Raw genomic sequence first — 19,999 nt, forward strand, 5'->3', positions numbered from 1 at the left:
CAAAATAAAAAACGCCCTGTTATCAGGACGCTAGCTTAGTAAAATTTGATTAAAATGATTCACGAATAAAAGCCACTTCGCTTAAACTACTTCGTAAATTATCATCATCCAAAGTATTCAAAAGATTGATGAATTGAGAATAATTATAATTTTTAGCTGTAAAACTGTCATAGAGCTTTTGTTTCAAATCAAATTCAATTTTGGCACGTTGAATTCGAAAGCGCATTTCTGAAAAAATCTGCTCTGGATTATCTTTATAAATAACCTTTTGAATAGTTCTCTTTTCAGGCACGATGTGTTCAGGATCTTCAACGACAATTGACAATTTTTGTTCTTGATCATCCCAAGTAAATTTAGTTCTTGCAATCTTCTTTCCTTGATGCTCAAATAATTCAAACTTGCCATTGGCTCCAGAAAAAATCTCCACTTCTAACTTTTCCGGTAAATCATTGATATTAGCCATTGAATCAGGATTAGTAACAATAATAGCTCCCTTTTTAACGAAAACTGGCATCTTATCAATATCGCGATAATTTTTGATGACCGTAGCCCCGTTATAAGGTAAATGCGTAAAGTAGTCGATCCACTTTCCTTCTGGCAGCCATGTCGTTGCATGGGACATTTGAGTAGTCTTGTCATGAGGTTGCGTGATGGGTGAAACCAGCATTTGCGCACCGAAGAAATATTCATTTTTAATTGCATAGGCATTATCGTTTTTGGGAAAGTCATAATAGAGCGGCTTGACGATGGGGATGCCTGCAACATGTGTCTGATAATTGGCAGAATCTAGATAAGGCACTAACTTAGTCCGCAAACGTAAGAATTTTTCTTGAGATTTTTCGTAATCTAAGCGGTAATTCCATGGTTCTTTACCTGAAAATAGATTATTTGAAGAATGCAAGCGATTGATGGGACTGAAAACGCCCAATTGTAACCATCTAGTGGCTAATTCGCCATCGAAACTGCCATGCATATGACCTCCGATGTCATGACTCCACCAAGTGTAACCAATATTTGCCGCTGTAATTGTAAATTGAGGTTGGAAATTTAAGGATTTCCAAGAAATCACCGTATCGCCAGAAAATCCTAATGGATAACGATGTGAACCAGGTCCGGCGTACCGGCTCAAAATCAGTCCATTGCCGTTAGTTCTGCGATTGTTATCCTGATAGTGGTAATGATTCAACAACCAGAGCGGATCCATCTTGTTTTCTGATTTAGCCAAGCCTTGTTGCCAATCAATCCACCAAAAGTCAACGCCTTGATGTTCCAATTGATGATGTATATCTTCAAAATAAGCTTTTCTAAATTTAGGATTTTCTAAATCAAAGGAAATTGGCTCACCCTTTTTAGGATCCATCCCCATCGTTGCGCAAGCTTTTTGATAATTATCTTCAAAGGCTCTGATACCAGCAGCCGGGTGAACGTTCAAGGTAACTTTTTCACCATTTTCATGAAGCCACTTGAGTAATTTTTCCGGTTCTGGAAATAGTTCTTTGTTCCATGAATAACCAGTCCAACCAGAACCGTATTTTTGAGGAATATCGAACTTATGCCAATCCATATCGAGGACGCAAACATTAATTGGAACATCTTTTTGAGCAAATCTTTCCATTAATTCCTGATAGCTAGTTTGCGTATATTGATAAAAACGGCTCCACCAATTTCCTAAAGCATATCTAGGCAATAATGGCGTTGGTCCTGTCAGTTGATAAAAGTCGCTTAAAGATTTTTGATAGTCTCTGCCATAACAAAACAGATAACCATCGACTGTTTCAGATTCTCTTTTTGTAAATGAGTCAGTCTTTGTTTGATAAATAAAGGATTTCGAATCATCCAAATAACTGTAGCCGTCTTTTGACATGATACCTTTGCCTAAGTCAGTTGCTCCATCGATTTTGTCCAAAGTTCTAATCGTGCCACCTAAGTTTTGGCGATGGCTATCGTTGTCAGCTCCAAAGTACCAACGATTCCCATAAGTTGCATGACCTTTTTTCAAATCGATATAAAGAGATTCAGAATTAAGGCGACCACCATCGTAGTATAAGTGAAACGAGTCTGTCTCGATTTCAATCTCATGTTGGTTGTTATCACGTAAAACTTGAACCTTAGGACTGGCAAAATCTCGATTAACCACTGTCTGGGTAGGTCGATTCTCAAATTGACCACTCATGTCTTCTTCAATTCTCAATAACGAGTCCGTTATAACGGTAAAGCGACAAGTTCTTCCAGCAACTGCTTTCATCAAATCCACTCCAATTTCAACATATTATCCATCTAACTAATTTTTCTTGCAGCAAAAATCGGTTGTTTTTAAAATTATATCTTTAGAATACCACCTCTACTAAATAACTGTAAAAAAGCTTAGAATAGTCTTTGTAAGCGCAATCTTAATTATTGACTTCTCACAGGCAACATTCAATAATAAAATTGTTAATCAAATATTGGAGGTATTTTTATGAAACAACGTTATATTGGTGAAACTAATTGGCAAGCATCAGCAGTTGCGTTAGGAATCATGAGGATGAACAAATTGAATCCTGACCAAGCTGCTAAAGCTATCGACACTGCTTATAACAGTGGCATTAATTATATTGATTCAGCTGATATTTATGGCAATGGCGATTCAGAAAAAATCTTCGGTCAAGCTCTTAAAAAGAGCAGCGTCGACCGTGACGATCTCTTTATTCAATCTAAGGGTGGCATCGTTTCCGGCGAGAGATATGACTTTTCAAAACAACATATCATCGATGCTGTCGATGGTTCTTTGAAACGTTTAGGAATTGATTATCTCGACTCCTTCTTGTTGCACCGTCCCGATCCATTGATGGAACCTGAAGAAGTGGCTGAAGCTTTTGATGAATTGCAAAGAACTGGCAAAGTTCGTCACTTCGGTGTTTCAAACTTTAATCCTCAACAATATTTACTCGTTCAAGAAGCTGTTGACCAAAGACTGATTATCAATCAATTGCAATTTAGCATCATGCACACCGGTATGATTGACTTTGGACTGCATACCAACATGACCGATACTCGCTCGATCAACCATGATGGTGGCATCCTTGAATTTTCCAGACGTCTTGGCGTAACTATTCAAGCTTGGTCACCATTCCAATATGGTAACTTTGCTGGAACCTTCATCGACAACGATAAATTCCCTAAGTTAAATGATGAATTACAAAAATTAGCTGATAAATATAACGCCAGCAAGAATGCGATTGCGACTGCTTGGATTTTGAGACATCCTGCTAATATTCAAGTAATTATTGGAACAATGAATCCTGAACATATTTCTGACAGTGCTCAAGGTGGAGACATCGACCTTACGAAACAAGAATGGTACGACGTTTACTTCGCTGCTGGAAACGACTTACCTTAAAATACGATTTTTATAATAAAAAAGGAGGTTCTCATTGATTTGAGAATCTCCTTTTAATTTCTAAATTTATTTAAAAATATAAACTTTGCTCTCGTAAGGTCTAATTTCCATATTTAAGTCATCATCATAGTTACCAATCAACAACTGGCCCTTTTCTTGACCATAGTCACGAGTCAATTTCTGGTCAGTGAAATTACTGATAACTAAGAGTGTTTGACCGTTATAACGACGTTTGTAACTAAATACCTTTTCATCCTCTGGGTCAAGCAATTCATACTCGCCGTAAACAATCAAATCGCTGTTATGACGTAATTCAATCAATTTCTTATAGTAGCTAAAGACTGAATTTTTGTCTTCAATTTGATCACGAGCGTTGATTTCTTGATAATTAGGATTCAATTCAAACCAAGGTTTGGCGCTAGAAAAACCGGCGTTCTTATTTTCATCCCATTGCATCGGCGTTCTAGCATTATCACGTGACCTAGCAGAGAGATACTTCAACATTGAATCTTTATCGACGATTTTTTCATCCTCAACGAATTCATGATAAGCATTCAAGGATTCCAAATCCTCATATTGTGAAAGTTTCGTATAGTGAACGTTGGTCATTCCCAATTCTTCACCCTCATAGACGTAAGGTGTTCCCTGCATCATATGTAAAGTGGTCCCTAACATTTTCGCAGCTTTTGTCCGATACTTCGGATTATCTGTTGCAAATCTTGAGACAGCCCGAGGTTGGTCGTGGTTATTCCAATACAAACTGTTCCAACCTTTGCCATTGAGCCCGGTCTCCCACTTACTCAAAGAATGCTTTAATTCCGTCAATTTGACTGGAGCATCATACCATTTTCCCAAACGCTTATCGGGATTTCCAGAAAGTCCCACATGATCGAATTGGAAGACCATGTTCAACTCGTGTGAATCCAATCCGGTGTATTTTATTGCATCTTCCGGCGTTGAGTCAGGCATTTCGCCAACTGTCATCACATCATATTTAGATAAAACTTTTTGATTCATTTCTTGGAGAAATTCATTTAAACGGGGACCGTCAGCAACGACTTTACCCACGTCAGCGTATTTCTCATCAGGCAATTTCTTTCCGTCAGGCAAACCTGCAGGTTTAGAGATTAAATTGATAACGTCCATTCGAAATCCGTCGACGCCTTTGTCTAACCAAAACCGCATTACATTCCAAACTTCATCGCGAACTTTAGGATTTTCCCAATTTAAATCGGGTTGACCCTCCGCAAACAGATGCAAATAATATTGGCCTGTTTGTTCATCAAATTTCCAAACTGAACCATTGAAGTAAGAACCCCAATTATTAGGTTCGTGACCATCCACTGGGTCGCGCCAAACGTAATAATCACGATAAGGATTATCTTTTGACTTGCGACTTTCTTGGAACCACTTGTTCTGATCAGACGTATGGTTGACCACTAGATCCATCATAATTTTCAATCCTAAAACATGTGCTTTTTGAAGCATTGTTTCAAAATCATCCATCGTTCCATAGGTTGGCTGGATGCTGCGATAATCGCTAATATCATAGCCATTATCTTTATCAGGAGACTTGTAGATTGGATTTAACCAAATTACGTCCGCTCCTAAGTCCTTGATATAAGGCAACCGACTCGTCAAACCTGGTAAATCGCCGATACCATCGCCATTGCTATCTTGGTAGCTTCTTGGATAAACTTGATAAACTACTGATTTTTTCCACCAATTATTCTCTGTCATACTTTGCCCTCTTCCTAGAATTATTAACTCTATTCTAGGTTTGATTACAATTTGTGACAACGGTTTCAGAGAGCTATTTTTCAGTTTTTTTAACTTTGTTATTAGCTTTTCGATAAACCAAATAAGATGTAATCGGCACTGTCAAAATAACGCCAATCGTACAAATCAAAGTCGTTAAAATCTGCGCCACAATCAATTTATCATTCAAGATTTCTGAAAATTTGTATCCCAATGAATGAATCAAGAAAAACAATGGAAAAGTTGAAGAAAAGAAATTGAAGAGCAAAGTATTAGTCTGCGTATTGAGAATTTTATTGCCAACTGAAAAGCCATCGTTAAATATTTCTCTTGGCGTTAAAGTTGGCTTGTTATCAACGATTTCATTCAAGCCACTCGTTATCGCCACACTGGTTTCAGAAATAACTCCTAAACTATTGATAACGATGATTGAAATTGCTAATTCGGGAAATGAAATTCCTGCGGCTAGAGAAAAGGCTTCAAGTTCATCTTGATTTTCAGCCCCCATCCCTTGAGCATTAACCCAGGTTTCTAGGGGAATCGTAATCAATAAAATAATAACTACAATTATCAATGACGTCTTAAAAGCTGTATTGGCTGTTTGCGGATTGTCGACATTCATAAAAATTGCGACTACCAAAATTATTAACGCAACGATACCAGTCGTAATTAAAATATTGAAGCCATCTGCAATCAAAATTAACAAAGCTAAAATTGAAATAACATTGATGCCAAGTCCGAATAATAAAGTAAATCCTCTAGTTCCACTGACTAATAATAGTAGAACAACGAAAGTTAAAAATAGATATAGCATTAATTCAACCTCCTTGTAATTACTTTACTAGCAATAAAACTAGTGACCGGCACTGTCAAAACGATACCGATAGCACTGATCAACAGCTGTGTGACGCCTAAACTCAAGGTCATGTTCAACGTGTAGCCGACGGAATTGCCATTGCTCAAATAAAGTAAGACAACATTCAAACTCTCCGCAATCACAATAAATAACAAGATATTGATTAAAGGTCCAATCAATTCCCGACCGATATTGATACCAGATTTAAAGAGCGTCTTATCAGTTACATCGCTCAATTCCTTTTTCATTTGAATCAAAGATGAAGAAATATCCATCGTCTCATCAAGAATAACACCTAAAACACTAAAAATGACTTGCGACAAGAAGACGCTCAGATATGGCTGCAGTTCATAATCGTTAAGTTCCAAGTGAATCCCACTGTAGCCTGTCATTCCAAGAATAAAAGTACTCAATAACATTGCGGCCGTCGTAGCAACCACCGTACTCGAAAAAGCCATTAAAGCTGAATAAGTCGGCCCTAAAATAACTAATAACGCCGTTGCAGAAATTAATAACGCCGTTATGATAGTCATCAAAAGTAACGCGTTGTTGTGTGTTTTAATAATCGACTGCATATAGCCATAGAAAATAACGATGTTAATCAAAACACTGATAAATAATTTTTTCCGGTCGAATTTCATACAGAACAATAGGAAAATGACTAGTCCGAAAGTAAAGACCAGACTCGTGTCACGCTTGATATTTTGAGGTGAATACGAGTGTCCGCTATGTGCTAGGATAACTTGCTGTCCAGTTTTATACTTTGTATCAGTCAACTGCGACTTGTAGTAAGTATTGTGAAACGAAATCGTTTTGCCTTTATTTTTACTATTTAATAATTTACCACTGACACGTTGCGTGATTTGCGTATCGGTGTTTTTGTACTGATCCTTAGAAGTATTTTTACTAAGATTCTTAACATTTGTCACTCTTACCACAGGGTCGTGGTACAAGAAACTGTCAAAATACGTTAAGGCTGTGGCAAAAATCACCATCAACCCCACGATTAACAATAATCGTATATTTTTTCTCATAAAATAAATTTCCTCGCAATTCTGCCAATGTCTACATTATATGTTTTTTCAGAAAATAATTAATAGGCAAAGTATTATAAATTTGTGGTTGACAAGAGTTAGTTATTGAAATATATTTGAGTCATCAATTTGTTAGGAGAAAACATTATGAAAAATACATACTCTCTAATAAATATTCGTTGGCAAAGCCGATAACTCAGATTGATCCGATATGGATTCAATCTGGAGTGGATTGTATCCGTGTCGGCTTATTAAACTATGATAATTTTAGAGCCCACATGGAATTTTTATACAAAATAACCATGTGGGTATTTTATTTTCTAAGGACAATCCCACAAAAATTCTGGGATTGTCCTTTTAATTTGGGGGAATATAACGATGAAACATACGAGAAGACTTTATTTTACGCTAGCTGCACTAGCAATGTTCTTAATTTTTGCATACTTCTACACAGGAAGAGCTGATGGACAAAAGCAAAATGCCATCCCGAAAGTTGGTATCTTGCAGTTAATGTCGCATCCAGCTTTGGATCAAATCAATAAGGGGATTAACGATACACTCAAGAAAAATGGTTACGTTGATGGCAAGAATGTCAAAATTGAATTCCAAAATGCTCAAAACGACCAAAGTAATTTACGAACGATCAGTAAACAATTCGTTCAAGACAACGTGGATGTAGCAGTCGGTATCGCTACTCCATCAGTTCAATCATTGAAAAACGCTACTAACAAAATTCCCATCGTTATGGGAGCTGTCACTGATCCTGAGGGCGCGGGAATCATTAAAAACAATAAAAAGCCAGGTGGAAATATTACCGGTGTTTCCGACCAAGCTCCACTAAAAGCTCAATTAGATTTAATGAAAAAGGTCATCCCTAATTTGAAAACGATTGGAATTATTTACACTTCTAGCGATGCCTCAGCCACTAGCCAAATGAAAAAAATGCAAAAATTGGCTAAAAAAGAAGGCATTACCGTTAAGGTCTCAAGTATCAATTCTGTCAACGATATTCAACAGGTCGGAACGGCTTTGGCTGAAAGTGTTCAAACGATTTACGTTCCAACTGACAATACCGTAGCTTCTGGTATGAAACTCCTATCTTCAATTGCTCAAAAACAAAACATCGCTGTCTTCCCTGCAGCAACTACCATGGTTAAAGATGGTGGTTTAGCTACTGTCGGTCTTAGCCAATATGAACTCGGTGAAAAAACTGGCGAACACGTCGTCAATATCTTAAAGGGTAAAGAGAAGACCGCTACGACACCAGTTACCTTCATGGAAAAAGGACACTTGATGTTAAACGAAAAAATGGCTAAGAAGCTCAATATTACTTTCTCAGATTCACTTATTAAGGAAGCTAAAAAGAAAGGACAGATTATCAAATGAATTTAATTGTCTCTACTATAAGTCAAGGTTTTATCTGGTCGATTATGGCTATCGGGCTCTTTATCACTTTTAGGATTCAGGACTTCCCTGATATGACGGTTGAAGGCAGTTTCCCACTCGGCGCTGTCACTGCTATCAGTTTGATTCAAAGTGGTCATTCGACGATTTACGCGCTTTTCATTGCTTTTATTTTCGGATGTTTGGCCGGATTTGCGACCGCATTTCTTTACGCTAAATTAAACGTTCCGATTCTTTTAGCCGGTATCTTAACGATGACCGCTCTTTACTCTATTAACTTACGTATATTGGGTAAAGCTAATATGTCATTGACTAAATCAACTAACATTTTCAATCAATTCGGATTGGATAAGTTGCCTACTAATTTCAATGGCATCGTCTTAGGAATCGTTGTGATTGCTTTGATTATTTTCCTACTGATCATCTTCTTGAATACTGAAAAAGGGCAAGCCTTGATTGCTACAGGTGATAACGAAACTATGGCCGCTTCCCTTGGTATCAACACAACTGTGATGAAATTCATCGGCTTGATGGTCTCAAACGGAATCGTTGCTATCACTGGTGGTCTGATTGCCCAACAAAATGGTTTTGCGGACGTCAACATGGGTATCGGCGTCATCGTTATCGGCCTTTCTGCTATCATCATCGGTGAAGTCATCTATCCAGATGTTCCCTTAAGTATTCGCCTTATCACCATTGTCATAGGTAGTATCTTCTATCGTCTGATTTTGATGGCCATCTTGCAACTAGGCTTCAATACTAACGACTTGAAACTGATTTCAGCTATCATTTTGGCACTGTGCCTAGCCTTGCCAACGATTCGCGAACAATTCTTGAAAACTCTTAGAAATGGGGTTAAAACCAAATGAAACCATTATTAGAAATAAAAGATGCCGTTAAAACAATCTATAACGACGATGACACTTTGAATATTCTCAATAATATCAATTTAACGATTAATCCCAAGGATTTCTTAGTCGTTCTCGGAACTAATGGTGCTGGGAAGTCGACTTTACTGGACGCCATCACCGGTACCAACAAATTAACCTCTGGTAAAATTTTATTGAATGGTGAAGATATTACCTCTGAAAATCTAGCTAAGCGCAGTCGCCACATCAGTCGAGTTTATCAGGACCCAAAATCGGGGACCGCACCACGAATGACCGTTGCGGAAAATCTGCTTTTAGCCAAACGTCGAGGACTTCCTAGACGATTAAGATTACGTAAGTTGAAGGAAAACCTCCCTGAATTCAAAGAGTTAATCTCCAACTTGCCCACCTTGGACAACCGCTTGAATACTTTCACCGAAAAATTATCCGGTGGTCAAAGACAGACTTTGAGCTTTTTAATGGCCATCATCCAACGACCAGAATTGCTTCTACTCGACGAACACACCGCCGCTCTTGATCCACAAACTAGCAAGGATTTAATGGAATTAACTAATCGTATCATCTTAGAAAAAGAACTGACTTGCATGATGATTACCCACGATTTATCAGAAGCTATGAAATACGGCAACCGTTTAATCGTTTTGAAAAAAGGTGAAATCATCCTCGATTTGAATCAAGAAGAAAAAGATAAGTTAACTGAAGCTGACTTATTGCAATACTTCTAAAAATAATACTTATAAAAGTCATAAAAAAAGGCCAATCCATAACGGATTAGCCTTTTTGCGTGATTTCAAAACTTTTATGATTTTAAAAAATTATTTAACGTCGCTAGCTCTTAACCATTCGTTAGTTGCTACATGATACATCTTGATACCATTGATTGTTGCTGTTCTGTCAGTAAACCAGCTTGAGTTTCCGGCAATAGCACGGTTACTAATTTGTTTACCATTTTCATCGAATAATACTTTATATTGACCACCAGTAGTTTGAATAGTAGTGATATTTTCAGTATATTCAAGAACTTCGCTAGCTTTTGCCCATTCGTTAGTTGCTACACGGTAGTAAGTAACGCCATCAAGAACCATTGTTTCATCAGAAGCCCAGTCTGAACCATTGCTGAGAACACGGTTAGTAATTTCCTTACCTTCTTGATCATACAATCTAGCATATCCCTTACCATTAACACTAACTACACTACGGTGATTTGAAACAACACCCTTGTTAGATTCTTTTACAAGGTAAACTTTAACAGCTTTTGTCTTGCTGTCTAATTTGATTGTGCCATTTTCACCATTAGCAAGTTTGTAACCTTTAGGTAAAGTAAGCTTTTGTTGGTCGCCAACTTTACCTGTGATTGTTGAAGTTGTGATTGTTTTGTTTGTTGCTTTGTTGATGTATGTCACTGTTACGTTTAGGTTTTGAGTTGCATTAGTTGATGTATTTGGTTTATTTACAATTGTATCTTTAGGTTTAAAAGAAACTTCTACATAATTTAAATTACCATCTTTCAGTATTTCCCAACTATCATTACCAACTAATTCATATTTATTATCATCAAAATCTAAATCCTGTTTGGAGATTTTATTAGCTGAAGAATCTACTTTAATATATTTAATATCAATTTTATCTTTTGACTTACTATTTACATTCTTAAATTTAACTTGAACTTCTTTTTTGGAATTAATACTTGTAATTGGCACCACTTTAACGTTTAGGCTTCCATCAGTATTAAGGTTTTTTAAATTTAAAATCGTTTCACTCGCTTTATACCCGCTTGGTATTTTTTCTACTAAAGAATTTGTACCCAGTTCTTTAGTTGCTGTCAGAACTTCTATTGAGTTAGATGTATTTTCTAATTCAGTTTCACCGTTCAAATAATGTAAAGTGATGTTTTTTTTCTTTGAAACCTCTACTTTTACTACTTTATTATCAACGTTATATTCATCTTGTATATTGAAGATACCATAATCTGGATAAGCATCTTTTAATTTCGTAGCAATTTTTTCTTTTGTGATTTTAGATTCATTAGAATTAATTGTTGCTTGCATTGTTGAATTATCATCAACATTTTCAAATTTAATAGTCACTTCTTGTTCATTTGGCAATTGATTTGAATCTGATGCTGCAGTTGCCAATGAAACAATATTACTAGCATTAACCCCACCTAAAATGCTTGAAAATAGAATCCCCGTTACAATTATACTTTTAGCTAACTTCATAATACCCTCCGGAATAAAAATATTTTTCCTTAATACTCATAAGGTAATCCTAATGTAATATATCTTTAAATTCCTAGCAATAAAAAAATCAAATATTTTAAATTAGTTAAAATTCCTACAATTATAATGATGATGTAATAAATAATAAATTCAAATATAAGCTAATGCTTATGAATAAAGATAACATTATATTGTTTCTTTCATAATTTACCCACAAAAAAAAGCCACAAACCAAAATTGATTTGTGACTTCTAATTAGTTCATTAATATATAAAAATTTCTATTCAACAATATCAGTTACTTTAACCCATTCATTTGTAGCAACGCGATACATTTTAACGCCATTAACGGTTGTCATTTTATCTGTTGCCCAAGCAGATTTTGCGCCTAAACCACGGTTACTGATAAGGTCGCCAGTTTGAGTGTAAAGTTTTGTGTAAGCTACATCTTTAGTTGTTACAACATTTCTATCAGCTTTTTGAACGATATCGTCATTTGATGTTTCTTGTGAAACAACTGTAACGTTGTCGGCTGGAACCCATTCGGTTGTAGCTACTTGGTAATATGTTTTGCCGTTTAGGACTAATTTATTAGCGACCATCCAATATGAATCAGCGGCTAAGGCACGGCTTTTAATTTGTTCACCTTTTACTGTGTACAAATTAGTAAATGTTTTGCCAACTTTAACTTTTCCAGTAAAAGGTGTGACATCGCTAGTTGCTTTAGTAACTGTCACGATTTGCGTATTGCCTTCAGTTTGCAATGTGAGAGCTTTGCCATCGGTTGCATAACCTGCGGGGATTTGTTCATCAGTTAGTGAAATTGAGTCTCCTGCTTTGTCTCCAAAAATTTGTGTGCGGCCAACTTCTGTTTGATCAGCTGTCTTGAAGATAACAGTATTAGAAACTTCTTTTTCGACAGGAACGTTATATTCCTTGCCTTGTTCCAAAGTGATTGTCTTATTAGCATCTTTAGGCCATGAACAACCAGCTGGCAAGTTTGAAATTGTGTAGCTATTGCCAACGCCACCATTAACTGTTTCTGATTTAACTAGTTTATTGTTTTGATCCACAAAGTTAATTTTTGCGGAAGTTAATGGTGTGATAGTAACCCCAACACTTGAATTATCAGAACCCTCATTTTTTACATAAGTAGCATTTTCGCCGTCTGCTAAAGTGTAACCATCTGGTACATTAGTAATCTTGGCGCCAATTGTGCCCTCTAGTTCAACTGGTTGACCAACTTGTTCGCTATTTGATGCTAAATAATAAGTTACTTTATTAGTTACATTTTCAGATGCTTGTGTAACTGCACTAGCAGCATTTACTGCTGTTGGAGTTATAATGCCTCCTAATACCATCCCTGAAACTAAAACTCCACTGAGCAATAATGATGTTGTTTTTTTCAAAATAAATCCCCCGTATTCTATTTGAACTTTTTCAAATCTCAATATCTAAATCTTAATTGAGTCCAACCTTTCTTTCAAGGAATTTATAAAAAAATCAATAAAAACGGAAACTAGACACCAAATCCTTCAGGTATCCCCAAGGCTACTCGCGCGTAGCGACTCATCTTGCTAATATCCCAAATTGGATACCAGACTAATTCGATTTCAACTTCTGTAATGCCGGAAACGGATTTAGCTGCCTGTTTAATGGCATCATTTAACATATCGCTCAACGGACAGCCCATAGTGGTCAAGGTTATGGTGATAGTTGCTTGATTGTCATTTTTTATTTCAACTTCATAAATCAAACCGAGATTGACGATATCAATGCCAAGTTCTGGATCGATAACTTTTTCAAGTGCATCCATGACTTGGTCTTTTTTTGCCTTTTCTGCCATAGTGACCTCCTATTATCCGATTGAACCTTCCATTTCAAAACTGATCAAGCGATTCAATTCAACCGCATATTCCATTGGTAATTTCTTGGTGAACGGTTCAACGAAGCCCATCACAATCATCTCCGTAGCCTTAGCTTCAGAAATTCCTCGGCTCATTAAATAATAGAGCTGTTCTTCCGAAATTTTAGAAACTCTCGCTTCATGTTCCATCGAAACGTTGGCATTAGCAATCTCATTATAGGGAATCGTATCAGAAGAAGATTGGTCATCCATGATAATCGTGTCGCATTCAACGTGGGCCTTTGAGCCATCGGAATGCTTGCCAAATCGAACAGTCCCTCGATAATCGACTGAACCACCTGTTTTAGCAATTGACTTGGACACGATTGAACTAGAAGTATTCTTGGCATTATGAATCATTCTAGCTCCAGAATCTTGATGAATCCCATTACTAGCGACTGCAATCGACAGCATCGTTCCTCTAGCATTTTCGCCATTTAAATAAACGCTCGGATATTTCATCGTTACCTTTGAACCAAGATTGCCATCGACCCATTCCATCGTGGCATTTTCTTGCGCTGCTGCCCGTTTAGTTTCCAAACTATAAACATTGTCAGACCAATTCTGAATCGTTGTATAACGGCAGTACGCATCCTTATTGACGTTTACTTCCACCACGGCCGCATGCAAACTGTCAGAAGAATAATTAGGAGCCGTGCAACCTTCAACGTAATCAACCTTGGCACCTTCATCGACAATAATCAAAGTCCGTTCGAACTGACCAGAGTTCTCTGAATTCAAGCGGAAATACGATTGGATAGGAATATCGCAGCGTACGTTTTTGGGCACATAAATAAATGAACCACCCGACCAAACGGCACCATTTAAAGCCGCAAATTTATTGTCTGCAGGCTTGACCAATTTACCGAACCATTTCTTAAACAACTCTGGATATTCTTGCAAAGCTGTGTCTGTATCAGTAAAGAGAATCCCCAGTTTACCAAACTCGTCGCGCATATTGTGGTAGACCACTTCGGATTCGTATTGGGCCGACGACCCAGCCAGATATTTCCGCTCAGCCTCTGGAACCCCAAGCCTATCAAAGGTTTGTTTCAATTTATCTGGCACATCATTCCAATCACGGTACTTACGATCGGTCATTTTTTGATAGTAAAGCATATTCTTCAAATCTAGGTCCGATAAATCGGGCCCAAAGTTTGGCATGGGCAATTTTTGGTAGAGTTCAAAAGACTTAAGACGGTAATCTAACATCCATTGCGGTTCATTTTTTTCAGCTGAAATTTGGCGAACTGTTTCTTCAGTTAAACCACGACCGGTCGAATATTTAGGTTTTACATCGTCATGAAAGCCATACTCGTAATCTGAATCATTTAAATCAATCATCGTCTTCATCTCCCAAAGATTTTCTCAAAGCCCACCAGCATAAAGTAGCACATTTAATACGAGCCGGAAATTGCATCACGCTCGATAAAATGGCCGCATCCTTTAACTTATCTAAATCCTCTTGTGAATGTTTTTTACCCATGACCATATCAGAAAATATCTGGGCCATTTCAAGTCCCTGCGTGGTGGATTTTCCAATAACTGCATCGGTCATCATACTAGCCGAAGCCTGACTAATCGTGCATCCAGAACCAGTGAATCCAATATCTTCGATTACATCATCTTTTAAAGCTATTTCTAAATTAATCACATCGCCACAAGTAGGATTTTTCAAAGTAATCTTTTTTGTAGCCTGATTTAAAAGGTGTTTGTGATGTGGATGTTTGGAATGGTCTAAAATCACTTCTCGATATAAATTATCTAATCCTGATAAACTCATACTTTGAAAAACTCCTTTGTCTCAAAGATGGCTCTTAATAATTGATCAACATCTTCTTTAGTATTGTAAAAATAAAAACTAGCTCTGACAGTGGCAGATACTCCTAGGTATTCCATTAACGGCTGGGCACAGTGATGTCCCGCTCTGACAGATACACCATCCATATCAAAAGCTGTGGCAACATCATGTGGATGAATATTCGCCAGATTAAAGGATATAACACCGTTATGCTTGTTGCTTTTTTTTGGACCATAGACAGTTAGTCCTGGTACTTCCAAAAGTTTTGGCAACGCATAATCAACCAATTCATGTTCTATTTGAGCAACCTGTTCCATCCCTAAATCTGTTAGATAATCGATTGCTTTGCCTAATCCAATTGCATCAGCAATATTTTGCGTGCCAGCTTCAAATTTCCAGGGAATTTCAGTCCAAGTACTGTGATACTTCTTGACGAAATCAATCATCTCACCACCATATTGATAAGGCGACATCTTCTCAAGCAATTGCTTCTTACCGTATAAAACGCCAATTCCCGTTGGACCCAGCATCTTATGTCCTGAAAAGGCATAAAAATCAGCATTTAAATCTTGAACATCAACTGGCATATGAGGCACTGCTTGGGCTCCATCAACTACCATAACGGCGTTATGAGCGTGTGCTATTTTGGCCATTTTTTTGATGTCATTGGTAACGCCTAAGACATTGCTAGCATGCGTTAAAGCGACGATTTTAGTTTTATCAGTGATTTTATTTTGCATATCTGCTAAATCCAACTGACCATCAGCAGTTAATTCGATATATTTGAGGATGGCTCCTTTTTCCAAGGCTAATTGTTGCCAAGGTATCAAGTTGCTGTGATGTTCCATATAGGAAATCACTATTTCATCGCCCTTTTGAATATTCTCTTCGCCATAAGTGCTAGCTAAAAGATTAAGACTATCAGTCGTTCCCTTAGTAAAAATAATTTCATGAGCATCTTTTGCATTAATAAATTTTTGAACTTTAATGCGGGCATTTTCATATTCTTCAGTCGCTCTTTGTCCAAGCGTATAGACGCTTCGATGTACATTCGCATTGTCATTTTGATAAAAATTCATAATTGCATCTAAAACTGCCTGTGGTTTTTGACTTGTAGCGGCGTTATCTAAATAGGCCAAGCGTTCATTATTAACCTTCTGCTTTAGAATTGGAAAATCTTCTCTAATTTTCAAAAATTTTTTGTCCATTTTCCAACTTCCTTTCAATCGTCTCAATTAATTGCTGACGAATAATCTTTGAAGGAATCGCTACGAGTACATCGCCTAAGAATCCACGAATAACCATTCTTTGGGCCGTTTTTTGATCAATTCCTCGGCTCATCAAATAATACAATTGATTCTTATCAACTTGACCAACACTTGCGGCATGTCCTGCAATAACGTCATTTTCATCAATCAATAAAATCGGATTGGCATCGCCATAAGCCTTACTAGACATCATCAAGACCCGATTTTGCTGCTCAGCGTGAGAACCTTTGGCGCCATTTTCAATATGACCGATTCCGTTAAAAATAAGACGAGACCGATCCATAATTACGCCTCGTTGATTAATATTTCCAATCGAATGCTGACCATAATTGGTAACTCTAGTATTGACTCCTTCTTGTTGACGTTTAGACGTGATATCGACCACTTTAATCTCTGAATGGGCACCTTCGCCATTGAGGTCAGTATCAAAGTCAGCTACGGTATCGCCGTCATTCATTAGCCCAATTGACCAATCGACAAACGCATTTTGACCGACACTAGCACGACGACTCAAATATGAAGTGACATTTTCACCAAGTTCATCGACTGCCGCATACTTAATTCGACTATTATCTTTTGCCACGATTTCAACGATGCAATTAGCTACAGATTTTTTATCGCCTTTAGAAGTCATCTTTTGGATAAATGAAAATTCTGAATTTTCCTCAGCCACGATTAAAATATGTGAAACAAAGGGACTGTCCGACAACTGCTCCAAATTAACCTCAATCGGCTGTTCAACTACAGTATTTTTGGGGACGTACAGGAAAATACCCTGATTCACAAAAGCAGCATGGTAAGCAGCTAACTGATTTTCAGAAAATTTAATAACTTGGTTCATATAATAGTGCTCAATAATTTCTGGATGCTCTTTCAAAGCTTCAAAAAAATCCATCAAAATATAATCTGACCCTGATTTCAAGTCAGTATGGAAAATCTGCTTGATATCAGGCGTCATCTGCCAAGAATGATAATCGAAACGCTGCATCTTAGGCAACGACAACTGTTCTATCAAGTCCCTTGCTTTTAATCTCGTTTCCACAAACCAATCCGGTTCCCCATTAGCAAGTGCAATTTGCTTTAACTCTTTTGGTGACATCACGCTCCTCCTAATCTTCGTCAACTAATTTAACATCAAGTCCTAATTCATCTCGTAAACCAGCGTAGCCTTCATTTTCCAATTTAACGGCCAATTCACTTGAACCGCTCTTCACGATTTTTCCACCCATCATCACATGAACAACATCTGGCTTGATATAATTCAATAACCGTTGATAATGCGTGATTATTAAAGCACAAAAATTGTCGTCTCGCATCGAGTTAACGCCTTTAGAAACAACTTTTAAAGCGTCGATATCAAGGCCTGAATCAATTTCATCTAATAAAGCAAAACTAGGTTTAATCATCAACAGCTGCAAAATCTCATTGCGTTTTTTTTCGCCACCGGAAAAGCCTTCATTTAAATAACGTTCCGCCATTGATTGACTCATATCTAATAAGTCTAAATTGTGGTCGAGTTCTTTTAAAAAGTCCATGACGGAAATCTGATCATTTTCGGGTCGACGAGAATTGATGGCAGATCGCAAAAACTCCGCGTTCGTCACACCTTTTATTTCAGCAGGATATTGCATTGCTAAAAAAAGGCCTTGGCGAGCACGTTCATCAACTGGCCAATCCAAAATACTCTGTCCATTTAAGAGGATGTCGCCCTTTGTCACGTGATAATTTGCCTGACCCATGATTGTCTGCGAAAGAGTCGATTTCCCAGTTCCGTTTGGTCCCATGATGGCGTGAATCTCGCCTGTTTGCATCTGCAAGTTCACACCTTTGAGAATTTCTTTTTTCGTCTTCTTTTCTTCGTCTTCAACTTCAACGTGAAGATTTTTAATTTCCAAGCTGGCCATATAACTCCCCCCCATTTTATCTAATCTAAAATCATTATAGTATAGGTTACGATCATTTATTATTACAATATTTATATGTACATTTAACAGAATTAATAGGCATGGCAATCTTTTGTGATCGTCATGCCTATTGTTTTACTTTAAATCAATAATTTTATAATCGAAGCCACAGGCTTTAATAAATTTCATTAAGTCAGATGCTTCCAAGAAAATCGTGTGGGTATTGAGATTAGGATGAAAGGTCAAAATATTTTCGGCATCTAGCATCTCTTTATCAAAGAACACCTGAATATTATGAGTTTGGTTGTTAATTAATCCAAATGGAGAAATTATTCCTGCTTCTAAACCTAATTGTTCATCAATATCATGATTGTGCGCCATCGACAGACGTTTAGTACCAGTCAATTGTTGAAAATCTTTAAAATCAAGACGCTTTTTATCATCCATAACAATCATATAAAAATGCTTCTTGTCTTTAAGGAACATGCTCTTAGTTCTAACGCCCTCTAAACCTGCAATATAACTATCTGCTTGTTGAATAGTTTCAGCAGCTGGGTGATCAACTATTTTATAGGAAATTTCTAATTTATCTAAGTTATCAAGTAAGTCGATATATGCCTTTTTTGTACCCTTAGTCATCAAATCTCCTCCTATTTAATGTGCCTTAATATTTTTAGTCATTAGACTCATTTTGATATTTCCCTTGCAGTGCTTTAACTTTCAAACCGACAATTTCATTATGATTGATTCGCGCAAAGGCTGAAGCATCAGCTAACAAACTTAAAATTTTCTCTTTTGGCTTCTTCTGAGCAATAGCGTTTTGAGCTGATAATAATTTTAACCGGGGTAAATAATAGGTAATGTGCTGTTCAGAACAGAGTTTGATTCCTAGGTAGACCAATTGTGTACTTAAATCATATTTTTCATTCTCTAAATAAAAGTCAGCTGTGAAAAAGACAATTGTCAGAATACGCAAATAAGCGTTAATGCTACCCTTGTCAAAATTTTCATCCTTATGACGTTCTATATAATCAAATACTTTAGTAAAATAAAAGTCGGCTTGTTTTTTTTGATCAGTTCGCGAATAAACGATTCCTAAACCAACGTATGCCAAATAAGAGTAAATCGTTCGATGGTTTTCGTCCAAATTATCCAAAATTTGTGCAAAATAATAAAAAGTATCCTCAGTTTTACCATTAGTGAGGGCATTATACAGTCCTTTTTCATAGAAATATTGCATCTCTTGGGAGTCACTCTTGATTTCACCCACTTTGATTTCATCTAAACTGTTACCGACATCTGAATAACGCTGCATCATCAATTCGCTTTCAATTCGATTCAAGACGTTTCTCATGTGAGTCGTTGATGCTAAAGCATTTCGATAGAGGTCATCAACTGATAGCCCTAAGCGTGCACAAAGTTTGCTCAAAATGCTCAATGAAGGAACTCGACCATTGTTCTCAAATTTGCTTAAAGTCGATTGGGTGCAAATCCCCTTGCATAGTTTAACTTGGGATATCTTTAATGATTTACGACGCTCAATAAATATATTAATGTCCATAATTTTATCCTTATAAATTT

Annotated in this window: 18 protein-coding genes; 4 read left to right on the forward strand and 14 right to left on the reverse strand. The window is 37.0% G+C overall.

Features of this window, described 5'->3' with window-relative positions:
- Positions 1-49: 49 nt before the first annotated feature.
- On the reverse strand, positions 50-2,248 hold the full coding sequence (locus tag FHL05_RS06145) for a glycoside hydrolase family 31 protein (RefSeq protein ID WP_420838739.1): 2,199 nt from the start codon (positions 2,246-2,248) through the stop codon (positions 50-52).
- A gap of 210 nt (positions 2,249-2,458) precedes the next feature.
- Between FHL05_RS06145 and FHL05_RS06150 the strand changes: the two genes are divergently transcribed.
- Positions 2,459-3,379 (forward strand): aldo/keto reductase, encoded by a 921-nt coding sequence (locus tag FHL05_RS06150; protein ID WP_153384898.1) that lies wholly within the window; start codon positions 2,459-2,461, stop codon positions 3,377-3,379.
- A gap of 66 nt (positions 3,380-3,445) precedes the next feature.
- Here the strand turns inward: FHL05_RS06150 and FHL05_RS06155 are convergent, their stop codons facing one another.
- The 3 genes from FHL05_RS06155 to FHL05_RS06165 form a co-directional block, all read right to left on the reverse strand.
- Positions 3,446-5,119: a glycoside hydrolase family 13 protein gene (locus tag FHL05_RS06155; RefSeq protein ID WP_153384897.1), complete on the reverse strand. Its 1,674-nt coding sequence runs from the start codon at positions 5,117-5,119 to the stop codon at positions 3,446-3,448.
- 73 nt (positions 5,120-5,192) lie between these two features.
- Entirely contained in the window at positions 5,193-5,951 is a 759-nt protein-coding gene (locus tag FHL05_RS06160) for a YibE/F family protein (RefSeq protein ID WP_153522277.1), read from the reverse strand.
- A complete protein-coding gene (locus FHL05_RS06165; protein WP_153384895.1) occupies positions 5,951-7,027 on the reverse strand; it encodes a YibE/F family protein in 1,077 nt (358 codons plus the stop codon). The genes FHL05_RS06160 and FHL05_RS06165 overlap by 1 nt, the downstream gene beginning before the upstream one ends.
- Positions 7,028-7,405: 378 nt before the next feature.
- Here FHL05_RS06165 and trpX point away from each other — a divergent pair, with 378 nt between their 5' ends.
- From trpX to FHL05_RS06180, 3 genes are read left to right on the forward strand one after another with little or no spacing between them, the layout of a single operon-like run.
- Positions 7,406-8,413: a tryptophan ABC transporter substrate-binding protein gene (gene trpX, locus FHL05_RS06170; protein WP_153384894.1), complete on the forward strand. Its 1,008-nt coding sequence runs from the start codon at positions 7,406-7,408 to the stop codon at positions 8,411-8,413.
- Complete coding sequence (locus tag FHL05_RS06175) at positions 8,410-9,300, forward strand: ABC transporter permease (RefSeq protein ID WP_153522279.1); 891 nt, start codon at positions 8,410-8,412, stop codon at positions 9,298-9,300. Before trpX ends, FHL05_RS06175 begins: the two co-directional genes overlap by 4 nt.
- Positions 9,297-10,046 carry an ABC transporter ATP-binding protein gene (locus FHL05_RS06180; RefSeq protein WP_153384892.1) on the forward strand — a complete coding sequence of 250 codons (750 nt, stop codon included), beginning with the start codon at positions 9,297-9,299 and terminating at the stop codon, positions 10,044-10,046. Before FHL05_RS06175 ends, FHL05_RS06180 begins: the two co-directional genes overlap by 4 nt.
- A gap of 90 nt (positions 10,047-10,136) precedes the next feature.
- Here the strand turns inward: FHL05_RS06180 and FHL05_RS06185 are convergent, their stop codons facing one another.
- The 10 genes from FHL05_RS06185 to FHL05_RS06230 all read right to left on the reverse strand — a co-directional run bounded on the left by FHL05_RS06185 (position 10,137) and on the right by FHL05_RS06230 (position 19,979).
- Positions 10,137-11,540: an SLAP domain-containing protein gene (locus FHL05_RS06185; RefSeq protein WP_153522281.1), complete on the reverse strand. Its 1,404-nt coding sequence runs from the start codon at positions 11,538-11,540 to the stop codon at positions 10,137-10,139.
- Between the two features lie 280 nt (positions 11,541-11,820).
- Positions 11,821-12,948, reverse strand: a complete 1,128-nt coding sequence (locus FHL05_RS06190; protein ID WP_153384891.1) for an SLAP domain-containing protein — start codon at positions 12,946-12,948, stop codon at positions 11,821-11,823.
- A 110-nt stretch (positions 12,949-13,058) separates the two neighbouring features.
- Positions 13,059-13,385, reverse strand: a complete 327-nt coding sequence (locus tag FHL05_RS06195) for a metal-sulfur cluster assembly factor (protein WP_153384890.1) — start codon at positions 13,383-13,385, stop codon at positions 13,059-13,061.
- A gap of 12 nt (positions 13,386-13,397) precedes the next feature.
- Positions 13,398-14,789 carry a Fe-S cluster assembly protein SufB gene (sufB, locus tag FHL05_RS06200; RefSeq protein ID WP_272950442.1) on the reverse strand — a complete coding sequence of 464 codons (1,392 nt, stop codon included), beginning with the start codon at positions 14,787-14,789 and terminating at the stop codon, positions 13,398-13,400.
- The gene (gene sufU, locus FHL05_RS06205; protein WP_153522283.1) at positions 14,782-15,228 is read right to left on the reverse strand and encodes a Fe-S cluster assembly sulfur transfer protein SufU; all 447 of its coding nucleotides are present in this window, start codon (positions 15,226-15,228) and stop codon (positions 14,782-14,784) included. Before sufU ends, sufB begins: the two co-directional genes overlap by 8 nt.
- Positions 15,225-16,454, reverse strand: coding sequence for an aminotransferase class V-fold PLP-dependent enzyme (locus FHL05_RS06210; protein ID WP_153522285.1), 1,230 nt, complete (start codon positions 16,452-16,454; stop codon positions 15,225-15,227). Before FHL05_RS06210 ends, sufU begins: the two co-directional genes overlap by 4 nt.
- A complete protein-coding gene (gene sufD / locus FHL05_RS06215; protein WP_153384886.1) occupies positions 16,429-17,613 on the reverse strand; it encodes a Fe-S cluster assembly protein SufD in 1,185 nt (394 codons plus the stop codon). The genes FHL05_RS06210 and sufD overlap by 26 nt, the downstream gene beginning before the upstream one ends.
- A gap of 10 nt (positions 17,614-17,623) precedes the next feature.
- Positions 17,624-18,418: a Fe-S cluster assembly ATPase SufC gene (sufC, locus tag FHL05_RS06220; RefSeq protein WP_153384885.1), complete on the reverse strand. Its 795-nt coding sequence runs from the start codon at positions 18,416-18,418 to the stop codon at positions 17,624-17,626.
- Positions 18,419-18,553: 135 nt separating this feature from the next.
- Positions 18,554-19,057, reverse strand: coding sequence for a prolyl-tRNA synthetase associated domain-containing protein (locus tag FHL05_RS06225; RefSeq protein ID WP_153384884.1), 504 nt, complete (start codon positions 19,055-19,057; stop codon positions 18,554-18,556).
- Between the two features lie 34 nt (positions 19,058-19,091).
- On the reverse strand, positions 19,092-19,979 hold the full coding sequence (locus tag FHL05_RS06230; protein WP_153522287.1) for a helix-turn-helix domain-containing protein: 888 nt from the start codon (positions 19,977-19,979) through the stop codon (positions 19,092-19,094).
- Positions 19,980-19,999 lie beyond the last annotated feature (20 nt).

Origin of the sequence: Companilactobacillus halodurans (assembly GCF_009600995.1) — a bacterium.
Lineage (GTDB): Bacteria > Bacillota > Bacilli > Lactobacillales > Lactobacillaceae > Companilactobacillus > Companilactobacillus halodurans.

Bases quoted from the DNA above. Each gene is read 5' to 3' on its own strand.
- FHL05_RS06150 (WP_153384898.1), top strand. From the start codon at position 2,459: ATGAAACAACGTTATATTGGTGAAACTAATTGGCAAGCATCAGCAGTT.
- FHL05_RS06155 (WP_153384897.1), bottom strand. From the start codon at position 5,119: ATGACAGAGAATAATTGGTGGAAAAAATCAGTAGTTTATCAAGTTTAT.
- FHL05_RS06160 (WP_153522277.1), bottom strand. From the start codon at position 5,951: ATGCTATATCTATTTTTAACTTTCGTTGTTCTACTATTATTAGTCAGT.
- FHL05_RS06165 (WP_153384895.1), bottom strand. From the start codon at position 7,027: ATGAGAAAAAATATACGATTATTGTTAATCGTGGGGTTGATGGTGATT.
- trpX (WP_153384894.1), top strand. From the start codon at position 7,406: ATGAAACATACGAGAAGACTTTATTTTACGCTAGCTGCACTAGCAATG.
- FHL05_RS06175 (WP_153522279.1), top strand. From the start codon at position 8,410: ATGAATTTAATTGTCTCTACTATAAGTCAAGGTTTTATCTGGTCGATT.
- FHL05_RS06180 (WP_153384892.1), top strand. From the start codon at position 9,297: ATGAAACCATTATTAGAAATAAAAGATGCCGTTAAAACAATCTATAAC.
- FHL05_RS06185 (WP_153522281.1), bottom strand. From the start codon at position 11,540: ATGAAGTTAGCTAAAAGTATAATTGTAACGGGGATTCTATTTTCAAGC.
- FHL05_RS06195 (WP_153384890.1), bottom strand. From the start codon at position 13,385: ATGGCAGAAAAGGCAAAAAAAGACCAAGTCATGGATGCACTTGAAAAA.
- sufB (WP_272950442.1), bottom strand. From the start codon at position 14,789: ATGATTGATTTAAATGATTCAGATTACGAGTATGGCTTTCATGACGAT.
- sufU (WP_153522283.1), bottom strand. From the start codon at position 15,228: ATGAGTTTATCAGGATTAGATAATTTATATCGAGAAGTGATTTTAGAC.
- FHL05_RS06210 (WP_153522285.1), bottom strand. From the start codon at position 16,454: ATGGACAAAAAATTTTTGAAAATTAGAGAAGATTTTCCAATTCTAAAG.
- sufD (WP_153384886.1), bottom strand. From the start codon at position 17,613: ATGTCACCAAAAGAGTTAAAGCAAATTGCACTTGCTAATGGGGAACCG.
- sufC (WP_153384885.1), bottom strand. From the start codon at position 18,418: ATGGCCAGCTTGGAAATTAAAAATCTTCACGTTGAAGTTGAAGACGAA.
- FHL05_RS06225 (WP_153384884.1), bottom strand. From the start codon at position 19,057: ATGACTAAGGGTACAAAAAAGGCATATATCGACTTACTTGATAACTTA.
- FHL05_RS06230 (WP_153522287.1), bottom strand. From the start codon at position 19,979: ATGGACATTAATATATTTATTGAGCGTCGTAAATCATTAAAGATATCC.